This window comes from Vibrio sp. B7, assembly GCF_963888765.1.
Lineage (GTDB): Bacteria > Pseudomonadota > Gammaproteobacteria > Enterobacterales > Vibrionaceae > Vibrio > Vibrio anguillarum.
The window spans coordinates 116,639-133,743 of record NZ_CAWPKR010000011.1; the positions used below are offsets into that span (position 1 = coordinate 116,639).

General features: G+C 46.0%; 13 protein-coding genes. 8 read left to right on the forward strand and 5 right to left on the reverse strand.

Features of this window, described 5'->3' with window-relative positions; genetic code table 11:
* The first annotated feature begins 27 nt into the window (after positions 1-27).
* Entirely contained in the window at positions 28-858 is an 831-nt protein-coding gene (locus tag AACV32_RS05600; RefSeq protein ID WP_170894744.1) for an NAD(P)H-binding protein, read from the forward strand.
* Positions 851-1,483, forward strand: coding sequence for a YdcF family protein (locus AACV32_RS05605; RefSeq protein ID WP_105977442.1), 633 nt, complete (start codon positions 851-853; stop codon positions 1,481-1,483). Before AACV32_RS05600 ends, AACV32_RS05605 begins: the two co-directional genes overlap by 8 nt.
* A gap of 101 nt (positions 1,484-1,584) precedes the next feature.
* On the opposite strand, the gene AACV32_RS05610 is transcribed toward AACV32_RS05605, so the two are convergent.
* Entirely contained in the window at positions 1,585-2,163 is a 579-nt protein-coding gene (locus AACV32_RS05610) for a thymidine kinase (RefSeq protein WP_026028832.1), read from the reverse strand.
* A 120-nt stretch (positions 2,164-2,283) separates the two neighbouring features.
* On the reverse strand, positions 2,284-4,059 hold the full coding sequence (gene aspS, locus AACV32_RS05615; RefSeq protein WP_047690909.1) for an aspartate--tRNA ligase: 1,776 nt from the start codon (positions 4,057-4,059) through the stop codon (positions 2,284-2,286).
* Between the two features lie 276 nt (positions 4,060-4,335).
* Here aspS and AACV32_RS05620 point away from each other — a divergent pair, with 276 nt between their 5' ends.
* The 6 genes from AACV32_RS05620 (at position 4,336) to AACV32_RS05645 (ending at position 10,522) form a co-directional block, all read left to right on the forward strand.
* Positions 4,336-5,202: a DUF72 domain-containing protein gene (locus tag AACV32_RS05620; RefSeq protein ID WP_064625032.1), complete on the forward strand. Its 867-nt coding sequence runs from the start codon at positions 4,336-4,338 to the stop codon at positions 5,200-5,202.
* Positions 5,203-5,302: 100 nt separating this feature from the next.
* Positions 5,303-6,046 carry a carboxy-S-adenosyl-L-methionine synthase CmoA gene (gene cmoA, locus AACV32_RS05625; RefSeq protein ID WP_170894745.1) on the forward strand — a complete coding sequence of 248 codons (744 nt, stop codon included), beginning with the start codon at positions 5,303-5,305 and terminating at the stop codon, positions 6,044-6,046.
* A gap of 112 nt (positions 6,047-6,158) precedes the next feature.
* Positions 6,159-7,130 carry a tRNA 5-methoxyuridine(34)/uridine 5-oxyacetic acid(34) synthase CmoB gene (gene cmoB / locus AACV32_RS05630; RefSeq protein ID WP_017043928.1) on the forward strand — a complete coding sequence of 324 codons (972 nt, stop codon included), beginning with the start codon at positions 6,159-6,161 and terminating at the stop codon, positions 7,128-7,130.
* A gap of 139 nt (positions 7,131-7,269) precedes the next feature.
* Positions 7,270-8,022 (forward strand): ATP-dependent zinc protease family protein, encoded by a 753-nt coding sequence (locus AACV32_RS05635; RefSeq protein ID WP_026028024.1) that lies wholly within the window; start codon positions 7,270-7,272, stop codon positions 8,020-8,022.
* Positions 8,023-8,036: 14 nt separating this feature from the next.
* A complete protein-coding gene (locus AACV32_RS05640; protein WP_017044665.1) occupies positions 8,037-9,542 on the forward strand; it encodes an inactive transglutaminase family protein in 1,506 nt (501 codons plus the stop codon).
* Between the two features lie 2 nt (positions 9,543-9,544).
* Positions 9,545-10,522 carry an alpha-L-glutamate ligase-like protein gene (locus tag AACV32_RS05645; protein ID WP_170894746.1) on the forward strand — a complete coding sequence of 326 codons (978 nt, stop codon included), beginning with the start codon at positions 9,545-9,547 and terminating at the stop codon, positions 10,520-10,522.
* Between the two features lie 79 nt (positions 10,523-10,601).
* On the opposite strand, the gene mukB is transcribed toward AACV32_RS05645, so the two are convergent.
* From mukB to mukF, 3 genes are read right to left on the reverse strand one after another with little or no spacing between them, the layout of a single operon-like run.
* A complete protein-coding gene (mukB, locus tag AACV32_RS05650; protein WP_170894747.1) occupies positions 10,602-15,059 on the reverse strand; it encodes a chromosome partition protein MukB in 4,458 nt (1,485 codons plus the stop codon).
* The gene (gene mukE / locus AACV32_RS05655; protein WP_170894748.1) at positions 15,056-15,787 is read right to left on the reverse strand and encodes a chromosome partition protein MukE; all 732 of its coding nucleotides are present in this window, start codon (positions 15,785-15,787) and stop codon (positions 15,056-15,058) included. Before mukE ends, mukB begins: the two co-directional genes overlap by 4 nt.
* Entirely contained in the window at positions 15,768-17,105 is a 1,338-nt protein-coding gene (gene mukF, locus AACV32_RS05660) for a chromosome partition protein MukF (protein WP_017047723.1), read from the reverse strand. The genes mukE and mukF overlap by 20 nt, the downstream gene beginning before the upstream one ends.

A 17,105-nucleotide genomic window follows, 5' to 3' on the forward strand; every position in this document is an offset into this window, starting at 1 on the left:
ATACAATCAATACAGGATGTACATTTTATGAACACCATTACCCTCATTGGCGCAGGTTGGCTAGGCCTTCCTCTAGCGCAAGCTCTTACCGAAAACCACCAAGTCTACGCCAGCCGCACCCAAACGGCAGGAATGCTTGAGTTAACGCAACATGGCATCACAGGCTTTGTATGCGATCTTTCTCTACGCGACCAAAGCTTATCGCAGCATTTTATTGCTCAAAAAAGTGAGATTGTGATAGGCAGCTTTCCACCCGGTTTTCGCAATGGAAGAGGGCAAGAGTATGCGCAGCAGTGGCAGCATTTAGTCGCACAAGCAAAGCTGGCTAATGTGCGTAAAATCGTCATGGTCAGCTCAACCAGCGTCTATCCTGACATTGCACAGCCAATGAGTGAACAGCATGCCTCCTTGTCACTGGCGCAAAATGACTCACACTTCAGTGAAGGAGCACGAATCATGTTGCAAGCCGAGCAACACGTTATCGATTCAGGGCTGGATTATGTCATTGTACGCTGTAGTGGCTTGATCGGACCAAAACGTCATCCCTCACGATTTGCAGCGCGTTTGGCGCAAGTCAGCAAGCTTGCACCAGCTAATATGTTGCATCAAAAAGACGCCATTGGTGCACTGATTTTTGCCAGCGAAAAACTCTCCAAACAGGTCGTTAACGCCACCACACCACAAACCGTGAGTAAAGCTGAGTTTTATCAAGCCGCGTTGGCGGCCGCCGAGCTAGACTCACCATTGCCGCCAATTGTCGATATTGCAGACAAACGTATCTTAAGCGACAAGCTGAGCCAATTGGGCTATCAATTTCATTATTCACACACGTTAGAGGCACTGGCACTGAATGAGTAAACATCTCTACCAACACATTGAAACCTTGTGGCAGTACATGCAGATGAAGCATGAGCTCGTCGCGGCCGATATCATTATGGTGTTTTGCAGCAATGATTTGCGCGTGGCTGAGTATGCTGCTCATTTGTACCAACAAAATCTGGCTCCCTACCTTCTTTTCTCTGGCGGACAAGGGCGTTTTACTGAGGGTAAATTTGCTAAAAGCGAAGCAGAAACCTTTGCTGACATAGCCAAAGATTGTGGCGTACCAACCCACGCGATTTTACTGGAAAAAGAGGCGACTCACTCTGGAGAAAATGTACGATTTAGTCACCATCTATTGGTAGAAAAATCGATCACTGCGCAACGATTTATTGTGGTTCAGAAACCCTTCATGGAACGTCGTGCCTACGCCACATTTGTTCAGCAGTGGCCCGCCCCATTTGAGTCATTGATGGTGACCTCTAGCGGAGAAACATTTTTCGATTATCTTGATGAGGATTTCACCGTTGATGTTGTACTGAGTGCGCTATTAGACGATTTTGTGCGAGTCCGCGACTACCCAGCACAAGGATTTCAGATTGAGCAACCGATCCCAGACGATGTGACACTTGCTTACCAAGTTCTGAGTCAATTTGAGTGGTAACACAAGTTGTGGGGCATACAAAGTTGTGGAGCATACAAAATAGATAGGGAGGCTTAAACCTCCCTATCGAATAATTTGTTCAAGGCGCAGAAGTAATGAATTTACTTACCCAAGGCTTCTTTATAGTGCTGACGACATACCGACACGTATTTATCGTTACCACCAATAGAGACTTGATCACCTTCGGCAATCGCCACTCCATGTTCATCGGTGCGAATGACCATGTTCGCTTTACGACCACAATGACAAATTGTTTTCAATTCCACCAGCTTATCGGCCCAAGAAAGTAGATATTTACTCCCTTCAAATAGCTCACCTAAGAAATCGGTACGCAAGCCATAGCACAGTACCGGAATGCCGATTTTATCGACCACTTCAGTCAATTGATAGACTTGATCTTTGGTTAAGAATTGGCACTCATCAACCAAAATGCAGTGACGCTTTTGTTGCTCGTGCAGTGCGTTGATCTCATCATACAAATTCGTTTCAGCGGTAAAAAGCTGGGCGTCTGATTCCAATCCTATTCTTGAGCTTACTTTACCAACACCATAGCGGTCGTCGATGGCAGCGGTATAGATCACGGGCGTCATACCACGCTCTTGGTAGTTGAAAGAAGATTGTAGAAGAGTGGTTGATTTACCTGCATTCATCGCAGAGTAATAGAAATACATTTGAGCCAAAAGAGAGATTCCTGTCACTAAGTCAATTGGCGAGAGAACAAGGTTCACTCAAATAAAAAAGGATAACCCTACGCGGGGGCAAAAAAGAGGGTGACTTTCGCCACCCTGTTACCGTTGCGTTTATTGCGCTTTTTCTTTTGCGACCGTCACCGCAATCGCCAACTCTTCGAGCGACGCTGGGTTAGCCAGACTCGGTGCATCCGTTAGCAAACAAGCGGCTGCGGTTGTTTTAGGGAAGGCAATCACATCGCGAATATTTTCCGTACCACACAACAGCATCACCAAACGGTCAAGACCAAATGCAAGACCTGCGTGTGGTGGCGTACCAAATTTCAGCGCATCCAATAGGAAGCCGAATTTCAGTTGTTGCTCTTGCGCATCAATACCTAAAATATCAAACACCACAGATTGCATTTCAGCATTGTGAATACGCACCGAGCCACCGCCCACTTCATAGCCGTTTAATACCATGTCGTAAGCATTTGAATTTGCAACCGCTGGGTTGGCTTGCAGCTCTTGCGCGGTTAAATTAAGTGGCGCGGTAAATGGGTGATGCATAGCATGCAAGTTACCTTCGTCATCTTCCTCAAACATTGGGAAATCAACAACCCATAGTGGAGCCCATGAATTTTCATTGGTGATCGCAAGATCTTTACCCAATTTCAAACGCAGCGCACCTAAGGCTTCAGTCACCACTTTTATTTTATCGGCACCAAACAAAATGATGTCGCCAGACTCAGCGTGAGTGCGTTGTAAAATACCTTCCACAATGTCAGCCGAAAGGAATTTCGCGACCGGAGATTGAACACCCTCTAAGCCAGCAGCGCGGTCATTGACTTTCATCCACGCCAAACCTTTCGCGCCATAAATACCAACAAACTCAGCGTAGCTATCAATTTGCTTACGAGTTAATGCCGCGCCACCCGGTACACGAATAACCGCAACGCGTCCTTTAGCATCATTAGCTGGGCCAGAGAAAACATTGAAATCCACATCTTTTACAAGGTCTGCAACATCAACCAATTCCAGTGGGTTACGCAGATCCGGCTTGTCGCTACCATAGCGACGCATCGCTTCGCTGTATGGCATCACAGGGAAATCGCCTAGATCAACGTTTAGTAGTTCTAGCCACATGTTGCGAACCATTTTTTCGGTCACTTCACGCACTTGATCTGCCGTCATAAATGACGTTTCAATATCGATTTGAGTAAATTCTGGTTGACGGTCAGCACGTAAATCTTCATCACGGAAACATTTTACGATTTGATAGTAACGGTCAAAACCTGACATCATCAGCAACTGTTTAAACAGTTGTGGCGATTGAGGAAGTGCATAGAAACTGCCTTTGTGCACACGACTTGGTACTAAGTAATCACGCGCACCTTCTGGCGTTGCTTTCGTCAAAACTGGCGTTTCAATATCGAGGAAACCGTGTTCATCAAGGAAGCGGCGTACAAAGCTAGACGCCTTAGCGCGCAGCTTAATACGATCACTCATTTCTGGACGGCGTAGATCTAAGTAACGATATTTTAGACGTTGCTCTTCTGAGTTCTTTTGGTTGAAATCCAGTGGTAAAACATCACTGCGGTTGATAATCGAAATCCCACTCGCGAGAATTTCTACTTCGCCAGTCGCCATCTCTTTATTTATTTGACTTTCTGGACGCGCGCGTACTTCACCAGTTAACTTAATGCAGAATTCATTACGCAGTTGGTTAGCTACTGCAAATACATCCGCCATATCTGGATCAACCACCACCTGAACGATGCCTTCACGATCTCGCATATCAATAAAGATAAGACCGCCTAAATCACGACGGCGATTAACCCAGCCGCACAACTCCACAGTTTGTCCTGCGAGGGACTTGTTCAGGTGACCACAATAATGGCTACGCATAATGAATTTCCCAATCTCTAATTAGTTATCAATTCTAAGCCGCTCAGCGTCATTATCTGAGCAGCGCAAAGTTCCATTTATACGCTGAAAGATGTGCAAAATCGACCTTCCAGAATACAATTTGTTGTGTTTTATCAAGGGTTGCTGCTTTTTAAATCAATAATCAACCAAAATAGCAACACCGCTGAGAAATTGCGGCTGATTATAGCGTTAAAATACCAAAATCATCAAAACTCTCGTAGAGTATTTATTTTTAGTAATGGATAAAAGGTCAGTATGATGAATTTACCACTGCGACTCGGCCTTACCATGTGGTCACACGCGGGCTGGCAAAGTACGTTTTACGGCGCGGGAACGCCTGCTGCGCAGCGTCTTGAAAAGTATGCGAGGGTTTTTCATACCGTAGAAGGCAACACTACTTTCTATGCGTCACCTTCCATGAACACAGTGCAGAACTGGCGCGCCGCCACTCATGATGATTTTCGGTTTACGTTCAAACTGCCCAAAGCTATTACCCACGAACATAAGCTCACTGGCTGCCAAGATCAGTTAAAAGATTTTATGATGCTGATGGAGCCTCTGCACTCTCGTGTTGGATTATGGACCATCCAACTGCCAGCTACTTTTGGCCCACAGCACTTAGAGCAGCTGAAAAAATTCTGCGCCTATTTTCCCGCGGGTTTTCCACTAAGCGTTGAAGTACGGCACCTTGAGTTTTTTGCTAAAGGCGAAGCTGAAAAAGCGCTCAATCAATGGTTAGTTGAATCGTCGATTGATCGAATCATTATGGACAGTCGTCCTATCTTTTCGGCCAAACCGACAACTGACGTCATCATTGATGCTCAGAAAAAGAAACCTAAAGTCCCTGTTCACGCCATTGCCACGGCACAAACGCCGATGATCCGTTTTATCGGCCACCCAGAATTAGAGGCCAATTACCCCTTTTTTGAAGCGTGGATGACCAAACTGCCACATTGGATCGAACAAGGAAAACAACCTTATCTTATGGTCCACACGCCAGACAATATTGAAGCCCCATTATTAGCCGCCGAGCTATACCAACAGCTGCAACAACGACTCACATTACCTACATTGACAACATTTCCAGCCCAAGATGACCAACACCAAATCACCCTATTTTGATGATCGCGTGCGAGGTTAATGACACGCGCACACTTTTCTCTTAGAATGTGCGCCTTTTTTAAGGTAGTGCAGCCGTCAGCACTACTTGTTGCGCGCCGCTATGAGGTACACCATGAGCCATCATAAAGACATCATTTTTTCTGCTCCAATCGATAGAATTGGTGATTTCACCTTTGATGAACGAGTTGCTGAAGTCTTCCCTGATATGATTCAGCGCTCTGTGCCGGGGTACAGCAATATTATCTCTGCAATCGGCATGTTAGCTGAGCGCTTTGTTAAGCCACACTCTACCATTTACGATTTGGGTTGCTCTTTAGGCGCGGCTACGCTTTCGATGCGTCGTCATATTCGCCAAGAAGGTTGTAAAATTGTAGCGGTTGATAATTCGCCTGCTATGGTTGAGCGTTGTAAACTGCACATTAACGCCTATCGTTCGGATACGCCTGTCGAGGTAATTGAAGCCGACATCCGTGAGATTGAAATTCATGATGCCTCAGTAGTGGTGCTCAATTTTACGCTGCAATTTCTATCGCCAGAAGATAGGCTAGCACTGCTTGAAAAAATCTACGTGGGTCTTCGCCCCGGTGGCATACTGATTTTATCTGAAAAGTACATTTTTGAAGATGAAACGGCGCATGATCTGCTAATTGACCTTCATCATGATTTCAAGCGAGCCAATGGTTACAGCGAATTAGAAATCAGTCAAAAACGCAGTGCGATTGAAAATGTGATGCGCCCAGACTCCATCACAACACATAAAGCTCGCTTTAAACACATTGGCTTTTCAAGTTATGAAGTGTGGTTCCAGTGTTTCAACTTTGGCTCGATGTTCGCTATTAAATAATAGTTCGCTATCAAATAATAGAATGACATTTTAGCTCTTTTCCCTAGAAGGGCCAAAACCTGACCAGCCATTTATCTAGGATCTTTTTACCTAATCTAGGAATACGCTTTGCATGTTTAACTTTGCCAATTTTTATCAACTGATCGCTCAAGATACCCGTCTTCAACCTTGGCTAAACGTTTTGCCACAGCAGTTGACGGACTGGCAAAATGCAGAGCATGGCGACTTTGACCGCTGGGTTCGTGCGTTAAATAAAATCCCCTCGGGTACACCTGAGCTGATCGAGCTCAAACAGTCAGTCACTCTCTCAAATAGCACACCGCTGACGTTAGGCGAACAGAAGAAATTAGAAAGTTTGCTTAAAACTTTTCATCCTTGGCGCAAAGGCCCTTATCACTTACATGGTATCCATATCGACACTGAGTGGCGATCCGATTGGAAATGGGACCGCGTATTGCCCCACATTTCACCGCTGAAAGACCGTTCCGTGCTGGATGTCGGCTGTGGTAATGGTTATCACATGTGGCGTATGCTTGGCGAAGGTGCTCGCCTGTGTGTGGGTATCGACCCTTCGCACCTGTTTTTAGTGCAGTTTGAAGCGGTGCGTAAACTATTGGGTGATGACCAACGTGCTCATCTTCTGCCACTAGGCATTGAACAGTTACCCGAATTGAACGCCTTTGATACCGTATTTAGCATGGGTGTCCTATACCATCGCCGCTCACCGCTAGATCATCTGATCCAATTGAAAAATCAGTTGGTCACAGGGGGCGAATTGATTCTTGAGACGCTGGTGATTGAAGGCGATGAAAATGCGGTGTTGGTCCCTGTCGACCGCTACGCACAAATGCGTAACGTCTATTTTTTCCCTTCCGCCAAAGCGCTCAAAGTGTGGCTTGAGAAATGTGGTTTTGGTGACGTGCGTATCGTTGATGAAAGCGTCACCTCTGTTGATGAACAACGAACAACTCAATGGATGACGCACAACTCATTGCCCGACTATCTTGACCCAAACGACCCAAGCAAAACCGTAGAAGGGTATCCCGCACCACGACGCGCTATTTTGGTAGCAAAAAAACTATAATTGACACAGTTTTAACGCTTGGCTATGCGTATAATACTACCCTTGTCAAAGGATGCCGTACGCATCCTTTTTTATCAGCTAAATTTTGTTAGCTAAACTTCGGTTTATCCGTATTCATTACAAACACATAAGGTCGCAAATGTTTAAGTCTGTAGCCCCCGTCATTGCCATTGCCTTACTGTCAGGTTGCACTCTAACCAATGGTGAACAATACCACCAAGCTACCCTCGCAGCGATTCAAGCTTCCGAATCGAACCTCAGCAACACAATGACCAACCTTGAGCTTCAGCTAAGTAACCAGAATGATTACATTGAAAGCCTTGAAAACCAAATATCAAAACTCGATCGAAAACTAACAAAACTTAAGCAGATCACGACCAATACCCAACAAAAACGTGTAGAAGCAACCAGTAATGATGATGTGATAATTCCAGTCGCTACACCCTCTATTCAAAAATCACGCTATGACGTCATTTTAGGTGAAGTCGAAAAAGTCACGATTGATTCGATCAAACAAACCTTTGATGCTCGAGTTGATACAGGGGCCGCCACCTCTTCACTCAATGCGATTGATATTGAAGAGTTTGAACGTAATGGGAAAAACTGGGTGCGCTTTCATCTTTCCGATGGTGATAGAGCAACAGACGAGAGTAACTGGATTGAATCACCCATTATTCGCTACGTTAAAATTCGCCAATCGACCAACGATGAGATGGAACGCAGAGCCGTTGTTGAGCTGTGGGTAAAATTAGGCAGTATTCACGAAAAAGCACAGTTCACCTTGGCTGATCGCTCTCAAATGAGCCATCCTATTCTTCTAGGCCGCGAGTTTATTCGTGATATCGCGTTAGTCGATGTCAGTCGCAAGTATATCCAAACCGAAACTAAATAGTAGTAAGGACATTTATGACGTCACGAGTTCCATTTTATCTATCCGTTTTATTGCTGATAGTGGCAGGAATTACACTGAGTGTAGTTCGCCACCAAACTTACGGGGTGCCATGGACACCCGGGGAAACTCGCCAAATTTGGGATATTGAAGCACGTGTTGAATTCAATGCGTTAGGCAAAGAAGCCAAAGTCTCTTTAGCTGCGCCTCATACTCAAGATGGATATACTTTGATCAATGAATCGTCATCATCACCAGGTTATGGCGTAGCTTACGTTACTACTGACACGGGCAAACGTGTTGAGTGGTCAATCCGCAAAGCAACTGGCCCACAAACTATTTACTACAAAAGCCAATTTTTAGTCGATCCTCAAGCGAAAGCGGCCCCTATCCCCCCCATCGGTGATGTGGTCAAGCCAACCTTTGACGGCCCAGAAGAAGCCGCGGCTATCGCATTAATTGAACGAGCGAATCAACGCTCGGCGGATAACATCACTTTTACCCGCGAACTGATTAAAAACCTCAATGACGCCGATAGCCAAAACGCCTCTTTGCTGCTTAATAAAATGAGCAAAGTGGACGCCACACAAAAACTGCTGTCATACTCTCAAATTCCCAATAAAGTCGTTGGTGTTATTCAGCTCGAAGATGGTCGCCGCCGTCAAACGATTCAACACATGAACGAAATATGGAATGGCGATCAGTGGGTACTTTTTAACCCTGAAACAGGTACGCAGCCCAACCACCCTAACCTACTGGTTTGGGATGAATCCAACGTTTCACTGCTGGATGTCACGGGTGGGCAAAACAGCCAAGTTCACTTCACTATGCTGTCTCAAGATGTTTCACCTCAAACGGCAACCAATAATAAAATTGAGGCCGACAAACTCTTAAACTTCTCTATTCACAGTTTGCCGCTTGAAGAGCAAGCGATGTTCAAGACCATCATGTTGATTCCTATCGGTGCATTAATTGTGGTGTTCTTGCGGGTGATTATTGGGCTAAAGACTTCGGGAACCTTCATGCCGGTACTGATCGCCGTGGCGTTTGTTCAAACTCAATTACTGACAGGTATCGTGGGCTTTCTGCTTATCGTCGGAACAGGTTTGATCATTCGTAGCTATTTATCGAAATTGAACCTGCTACTGGTAGCACGGATATCGGCGGTCATCATTGCGGTAATACTCATCATCTCTGTCTTTACCGTTGTTGCCTTTAAGATCGGGCTGACCGAAGGGTTATCCATTACCTTCTTCCCGATGATCATTCTATCTTGGACCATCGAACGTATGTCGATTCTATGGGAAGAAGAAGGAGCAAAAGAGGTGATTTTACAAGGTGGCGGCTCGCTCTTTACTTCCATCTTAATCTACTTAGCAATGACTAACTCTTATGTCCAACACCTAACCTTTAATTTTATTGGCTTACAGCTGATCGTATTAGCTGCCATTCTGCTATTGGGAACCTATACTGGATACCGTTTAACTGAACTTCGCCGTTTTAAACCGTTAGCCGAGGAGTAAAGATGTTTTCATTATCCGAATACACTTCTCCATTTAAGCTACGCCGTAAAGGCATTATGGGCATGAACAAGCGCAACCATAGCTACATTGGTCGCTATAACGATCGCTCAAAATACCCATTGGTTGATGATAAGTTACAAACCAAATTGATTGCGCAGCGTGCGGGTTGTACTGTGCCAAAACTGATTGGTGTGATCAGTAATCAAGCGGATGTGAAGTCGATCCATGCCATGGTTAAAGAGTGGCCGGGCTTTGTGATAAAACCTGCACGCGGAAGCGGTGGTAAAGGAATTTTAGTGATTATGTCGCACAAGGATGGTGTGTACACTAAACCTTCTGGTGCGACCATCAACCAGCAAGATGTTGAGCGCCACATCAGTAATGCCTTGGCCGGACTATTTTCACTAGGCGGTAAAAATGATGTGGCGGTGGTTGAAAACCTAATTAAGTTTGACGATTGTTTCGAAGGCTTTAGCTATGAAGGTGTGCCTGATGTACGCATTATTGTCTTCAAGGGCTACCCCGTCATGGCGATGATGCGCCTTTCGACTTCGGCTTCTGATGGTAAAGCCAACTTACATCAAGGCGCTGTTGGCGTAGGTCTTGATATTGCCACAGGAAAAGCAGTACGAGCCGTACAGTTTAATTTACCCATCACTGAGCACCCAGATACCGGCAAAGATCTCTCAACGTTGCAAGTACCACATTGGAAAAAGCTACTCACCTTAGCCTCTAGTGCTTGGGAAATGACCGGCCTTGGTTATATGGGAACCGACATGGTACTGGATAAAGAAGAAGGACCAATGGTACTTGAGCTTAACGCTCGCCCTGGACTTGCTATCCAGATAGCCAATGGCGCAGGGCTGCTGCCACGTTTGCAGCATATCGAAAGTTTAGGATCGCAACTTATCTACCCTAGCCCAGAAGAACGCGTGGCTTATGCCGCTAAGCAATTCGGCTCTGGTGAGGTAAGCGAGTAACTCTCACCAAATTTAATCACTAAAAAGCCCAATCTCTATCAGGAGTATTGGGCTTTTTTATTAGCGATGGAGGCGATGCTTACAGCATTTCGGCCATCTGCTGTGCTTCTGATTTTGGTTTTTCAGTTTGACCAAAACCCCGCAGACCGACCACATGAACGTGTTCGTGATCTTTAAACACTTTGCGCACTAATTTATAGGTCGTGCCTTTCTCAGGGCTAATGTTCTCTGGCGCAGCAATCAAGAGTTGCATGTCCAGACGCTCACACAGTTCAAACAAGGTTGAGATGGATTTGGCATCTAAACGCGCCGCTTCATCTAAAAACAGTAAACGACATGGGACGATGTCTTTACTGCGTAGACGACGAGATTCCTCTTCCCAACTTTGAATTACCATCAATAAAATAGACTGCCCAGTACCAATCGCTTCACCAGTCGATAATGCGCCAGATTCCGCTTGCAACCAGCCATCAGATCCGCGATTTACTTCAACACTCAGCTCTAAGTAGTTGCGGTAATCCAATAGCTCTTCACCCAATACTTGCGGTGAACGTTGCCCCATATCGATATGCGGGTTAACACGCTGGAACAATTTCGCCATCGCTTCGGAGAAGGTATAACGAGTACTCTCAAACAGATCTTTATGCTGACTCTGTTTTTCAGATAATCCCGCGAGTAGGATTTCATGGCTCTCGCGTACTTTCACGTTAAGGCGAACGCCTTTCACCTGACCAAAGTTAATGTTAGACAAACCTTGGTTGAGCATCCGAATACGATTTTGCTCACGTTGAATGGTTTTTTTGATGATGCTGGCCACCGATTCAGAGCTGATCGCTAAACGGTTTTCACGTTGAGTCAACTCTTCAGTTAAACGCGCAAGCTCCACTTCCATCTCTTCAATCGCTTCAACAGGATCATCAGTGCGAATGATGTCTTGGCGAATACGCTCACGCAGATGTTGATACACGGCGATGTAGAACAAAACTTTGCGTTCTGGATGTGCGTTATCTTCCGACAAACGCAGTGCATCACGCAGGCCGTCATTACTTGCGACCGCTAAACGCAGCGCGCCCAACGATTTATCCGACATGGAACGCAGTTCATCGGCCGATAAATACGCCAGCTCACGTTTATGCAAGCGGCGCTCAACATCGTGATCACGCGCCAAACGTAATACAGAGCACCACCCTGCTTTTGCATTCACCACAAATGTGCGCAGATCTTGATAATCTTTCTGCACCTTTTTCAACCGTTTAACTAACGCTTTCATTTCAAGATCGGTTGCGGTCAGTGTACGTTCATACTCGCTCTTACGGGTGCGTGAGGCATGCAGACGCTGTTGCAATTCATCACGACGACGTTCAGCACGCTCTTGCGCACCTTCATCGGCATGCACACCAAACTCTTGTAGCTCCTGCTTGAACTCTTGAACCGTTTCCAACTTAGCTTGATGTGAGCTTTTTAAGGCTGCTAGTACTTGGTTATATTGGTTCATTTGACTTTGAGCCTGTTTGAGCTCATCACGAGTACGAGTACGGGCGCTTTCTGCCTCGGCCAATTTGTTTTTGAGCTGCTCACTTAGCTCGCTGCTTTTACTGAGCAGATCAACCGAATCGGAATAGCTAAAATAGTGGCGGCGTTCAATCACGTCTGAGAGTGCAAAGATCTGCACTTTCAATGTCTGAAGAGCTTGATCCGCTTGCTGATATTGTGCAGTGAGTTCATCAAATTGCTGCGGGTCAACCTCAAGCGCTGAGGCAAGCTGTTCTAACTTCGCGATGGCTTTACCGTGCGAGTTTAAAAACGCTTTCGCTTCCGCCAGTTGATTAATGTTCTGCTCAGCTTCATCGAAACGTGCTTGCAATGCCTCATCTTCAATGAGCAACATGTTAGGAGCCAGCTTATCGAGCATCGTTAACGCGTGTTTGCTCAACTGTAACTGGTTGCGCTGCTGCTGCTCTTTTGCGTCCAATTCAGCCAATACACGGACCAGTTGATTGCGTTGCTCACGTGCAGCTTGCAACGCTTGTTCTGGATCGGCTTCAAAAGCGACTTGGATGTGTGAAGCAACAAATTGGTTAAAGCTGTGGTATAGACGTTGCAGTTTTTGTGAATCAAACGCCGCTTTTGCGTGCTCTTCCACCACTTCTTCGCGCTCGTTACGCAGTAACTCTAAACGTTGTTCGCGCGCAGCTCGGCCAAAGAGTGGGATCTCAGGTAAACGAGAATAACGCATTTGGCGGTTATTGAGCTGTACACATACTGCTCCTTCCAATTCGTCAGCATTGAACGAGCTGTCATCAAAGGCATCGACATCCCCTTCAATGATGTACAGATCTTCTGGGCAGTCATCAAGCTCGACCAGCTTCTCTTTGATGCCAGATAAATCCGAAACTACAATCGCATGGCGAGCTGGGCCGTACATGGCACTGAAATAAGGTGCATCGTCAATCGTGATGTCATCGTAAATTTCAGACAGTAAAACGCCGCCTAAGCTATCCGCTAATCCTTTCAAGCGAGGATCATTTGAACCACCAGGAGACGCCAAGCGCTCGATTTCATTTTCAAGCTGCGCGCGACGTTCTGCCAGTTTATCTTTAGCGATTGATTGTGCTTTTTCTTGCTCAAGCACTTGTTGCATCTGCGCCATCACAGCTTGGCTATTTTCTAATGTTGCACCACTTTGTTCGCGTAAGGTATGCAATGCATCGTTGGCAGCAATCCAAGTCGGAGCGATCGATTCCAGTCGTTGAATTTCAGCCTGTTTATCTTGCTCGGTACGGCGCTGCTCACTGCGCTGTTCACGTAGCGCTTCTTGTTCATATTCCAGCGATTCAATCAGAGCGGCGTGGCGCTCGCGCTCTTGCTCTAGTGCTAGCTCATCGTGCAAGTCAATATGGTGTTGCTTTTGGTATTCAGCCACGGACTGACGCGCCACTTGCTGCTGATTTAAGCGACGTTCCAGATCTCGCTGCTGCGCATACCACTGTGCTTCATTTTGGCTAATTTGCTGGGCGTTACGCGCTTGCTGCATGATGGCTTTTGCATACTGAGCGGCATCGTGACGAGACACTTCACCCACCACACTGCGCACCAGTTTCAGTGCCTGCTCAAACTGTTCGACCGCTGCCGAAGACATGTCCAATTTATGCTTTAACGCTAATAAGGTGGTGGTGTTAGCGTCTTGCTGATGCTTGAGATCAGAAACCTGCGCTTGGGCACGCTCTGGTGTTAACTGATCATCATCTAGCAACTGTTTGGCTTTATCAAGCGCCTGTACGGCTTGTTGATATTGCAATGCTCGCGTTTGTTGAACATCTAATGCTTGTTGGTAATCGGCCAATTGACTCTTTAAGCTATCGACCTCATCTTCAGAGATAATCGCTTGCTCTTCAGCCATCATGACGCGATCTTGCGCCTCTTCCACCACCATCATCTGCTCTTCAAGGCGAATAGTGAGCTCTTGCAAATCCTCTTGATAGCGTTCAATTTTCTCTTGCTGACGCAGTGCGTTTTGCACCAGTTGCAAGTGATCAGAAGCGGCTTGGTAATCTTGCTCTAAGGTAGATTCTTGCTCTAACAGCAGTTCAAGCTCTTCTTGAACTTGATTGAGTAATCGATTTTGCTCAATCAATGTATGGCGAGAGCCGAACAACTCGTTACGCAACGCGAGCGTTTGCTCTAGCTTATTGTGGCGATCGTTGGCGTGACGCATGTAATCCGCTGCCACGTAATTTGTCGATTCGGTAATCAGGTGCTTGAAGAGATCGCGATCCGCTTGCGTGGTTTTGATCGCTTCTAACGTCATGCGGTTTTCACGCAACGCCGATTCCATATCTTGAAATGCTTTCTTCACTCCGCCATTTTGTGGTAATAGATAATCACGCAACGAGCGAGTAATGGCACTAGAAATACCGCCGTATAAAGAAGCCTCAATCAAGCGATAGAATTTTGAACGGTCACTACTGTTACGCAGTTTTTTCGGCACCACGCCAAATTCAAACATCTGCGCGTGATAATCTACAATGGAGCTAAACGCTTTAAAATGCGCCCCTTCAATTTTCGCGACAATCTCTTTCACTTCATTGAGTTGACGCACGCGCGCGTGGTTGTCTGAGACGTTTTCAATCAGCACATCGGTTGGTTTGACATGGCTTGGCAAGCCTTGAATCACAAACGGTTTGATATCAACTTTTTTATCGCGCCCCGCCACCTGTTGTAGCTTAACGCCAAACAGTAAACGCTGTTTGCGTGAATTCACTACATCCAACGCGGCGTAACATGCGCCCGCTTGCAGTTTACCGTATAAGCCTTTATCTCGAGACGCTTGTGAGCTGCCCGCTTCGGTGGTGTTTCTAAAATGGAGCAAACTTTGATCTGGGATCAAGGTGGTGATAAATGCCGCCATGGTGGTCGATTTGCCCGCACCGTTACCGCCTGACAAGGTGGTAACTAATCCATCAATATCAAAAGTACGAGCAAAAAAGCCGTTCCAATTGATCATGGTTAGCGATTGATATTTACCTCTCTCAATCATGCTTCACCTTCCCATTCTGTTTGCTCGTTAACATTTTGTTCTTCAATCTCGTCTTCGTTATCCAGCAAGCTGCCTTGATTCGGCTCTTGGGCGTGGACAACCGCTTCACCATCGCGGATCAAACGCAGTTGTGCTTCACGCATGTCGTCACCAATACGCACATCGGCACCAAAACGAAATACGGCTTCGCTAATGCGGAATTTATTGGTATCACCTAAATGGATGATCATCCCCAAACGACGTAAACGACGCAATGAGGTACGCACTTTTTCAAACAGCTTTTCTTTGTCTAAGTCTGAACCGCTGGCTCGGTTGGTGACGAGCTTCATCAGTTTTTTTTCATCGGCCAGAGACAGTAGCTCTTCGTACAATTCTTGATTAGTAAAGATGCCTTCGTGCGCAAGGCGTTCCGGACTCAAATAAAGAAAACAGAGCACTTTGCCGACCAGCATATCCAACTCAGACAGCACGCTACGATTGATTAAAGCAGTAGAGCGAGGACGCAGGTAAAAAAAGCCTTCCGGCGCTTTGACTAATTCGGTGTTATAGCGTTGGTAAAACAGCGCTAAATCGGGCTCAAAATCCAATAAAAAGGTGTGATTATCCAAATCATCACTAGAAACATGACGCCCAGCTCGAAGCTGGCTATCTAGCGCAGGAAATAAAGGATTTGAAATCGCTTTAACCAGATTTTCTGGCATGTATTCATTAATATCTGTCGATGACATTTGCTTGTACCTTTGCACCAAAATCGTTGATCGCTTGCCAGTCAGGTTGGATGGCTTGGTAATCTTGCTCTGAGTAGCCAAGCCTCACCGCTTGATCAACAATAATTCGGGCTAAATCAAAATGATGTGTATGGGGATGAGTGGCGAGGTAGTCTCTCAGTACTCGTCCTAAATCAATTGGCATCCCTTGATCTTTATGACCTTTGAGCATGCTGCCGATACGCAAGGAGAGCTCATCATTGACTTGCTGGAACTCTTCGTACTCCACTTCTGGAGGCACTTGCCCCATCACCTCATCATCTCTTAACACGAGAGCTTCATCACGCAGGTCGGTTAAACGCTCAGCATCGGCATAAGTGAGATACCAAGGCGCGTCAAAATAGTCGCTGAGTGATTGACGTAAACGCTGGCTAAACGCTCGGTTTTGGTCCATATCAATGGCGGTACGAATGAATTTATGGACATGGCGGTCGTAGCCAATCCAGAGATCGATCGCCTGTTGTCCCCAACTGGTGATGCGATCAAGTTTCATCTGTAATCCAAACAGGATTTCTTCAATAAATTCGAGTTCGGCTTCGCCATAAACCAATTCTTGAATATCCAAAATTTGCGTTTGCAGCTCATCCCCCGCCGCTTGTAAAGTGTCTTGCAGTTCACGCAGCGTTGAAGAGGTTTCAGACAATAACGATTCACAGTTGTTGATCGCTTCACGCCAATCTTTATTCAGCAACTCTGCGATTTGCAGTTTGACCGATTGCTGCTGCTCGTCCATCACACGTTGGTTTAAATCGATACGATCAAAAATTTCCCCTACCGAGTATTTTAATACGCCGTAAACGTTCTTTTTCCAATGCCCGGGAGTACCACCTTTATTTGCGGCTTCAATCGCCTTGGCCATTTCATCAGCGACCATAGAAAGCTGAATTGAGAGCTTCAGCTTGGAAAATTCTCTATGGCGGACGTAATAGTCCGTAATACCAATAGCCAACGGTGACAAACGGTAAATACTAACGCCATCAGTCATCTCGCTGGTGAAGCGGCTCATTAAGCGCTGTTTTACCAACTCATTGATCGCATTATTGGCACGAAACGCCGAGGCTTCACCGGTTTCTTCAAATAAGCGAGTTACGATGGCAAACGCATCGTGTAACTCACCTTCACCTAATTCTTCATCAAACCTTTCGTTACTCAATACTGCGATGGCAATAAGGAACGCCAGTCGTTCTGTCGTCAGGTTCAATGAGAAATCATGCTGCTTTACCCAACTAACCAATTCATCAATAGGTTGCTGTGCAGCGTTCTGAGTCATCTCACTCAT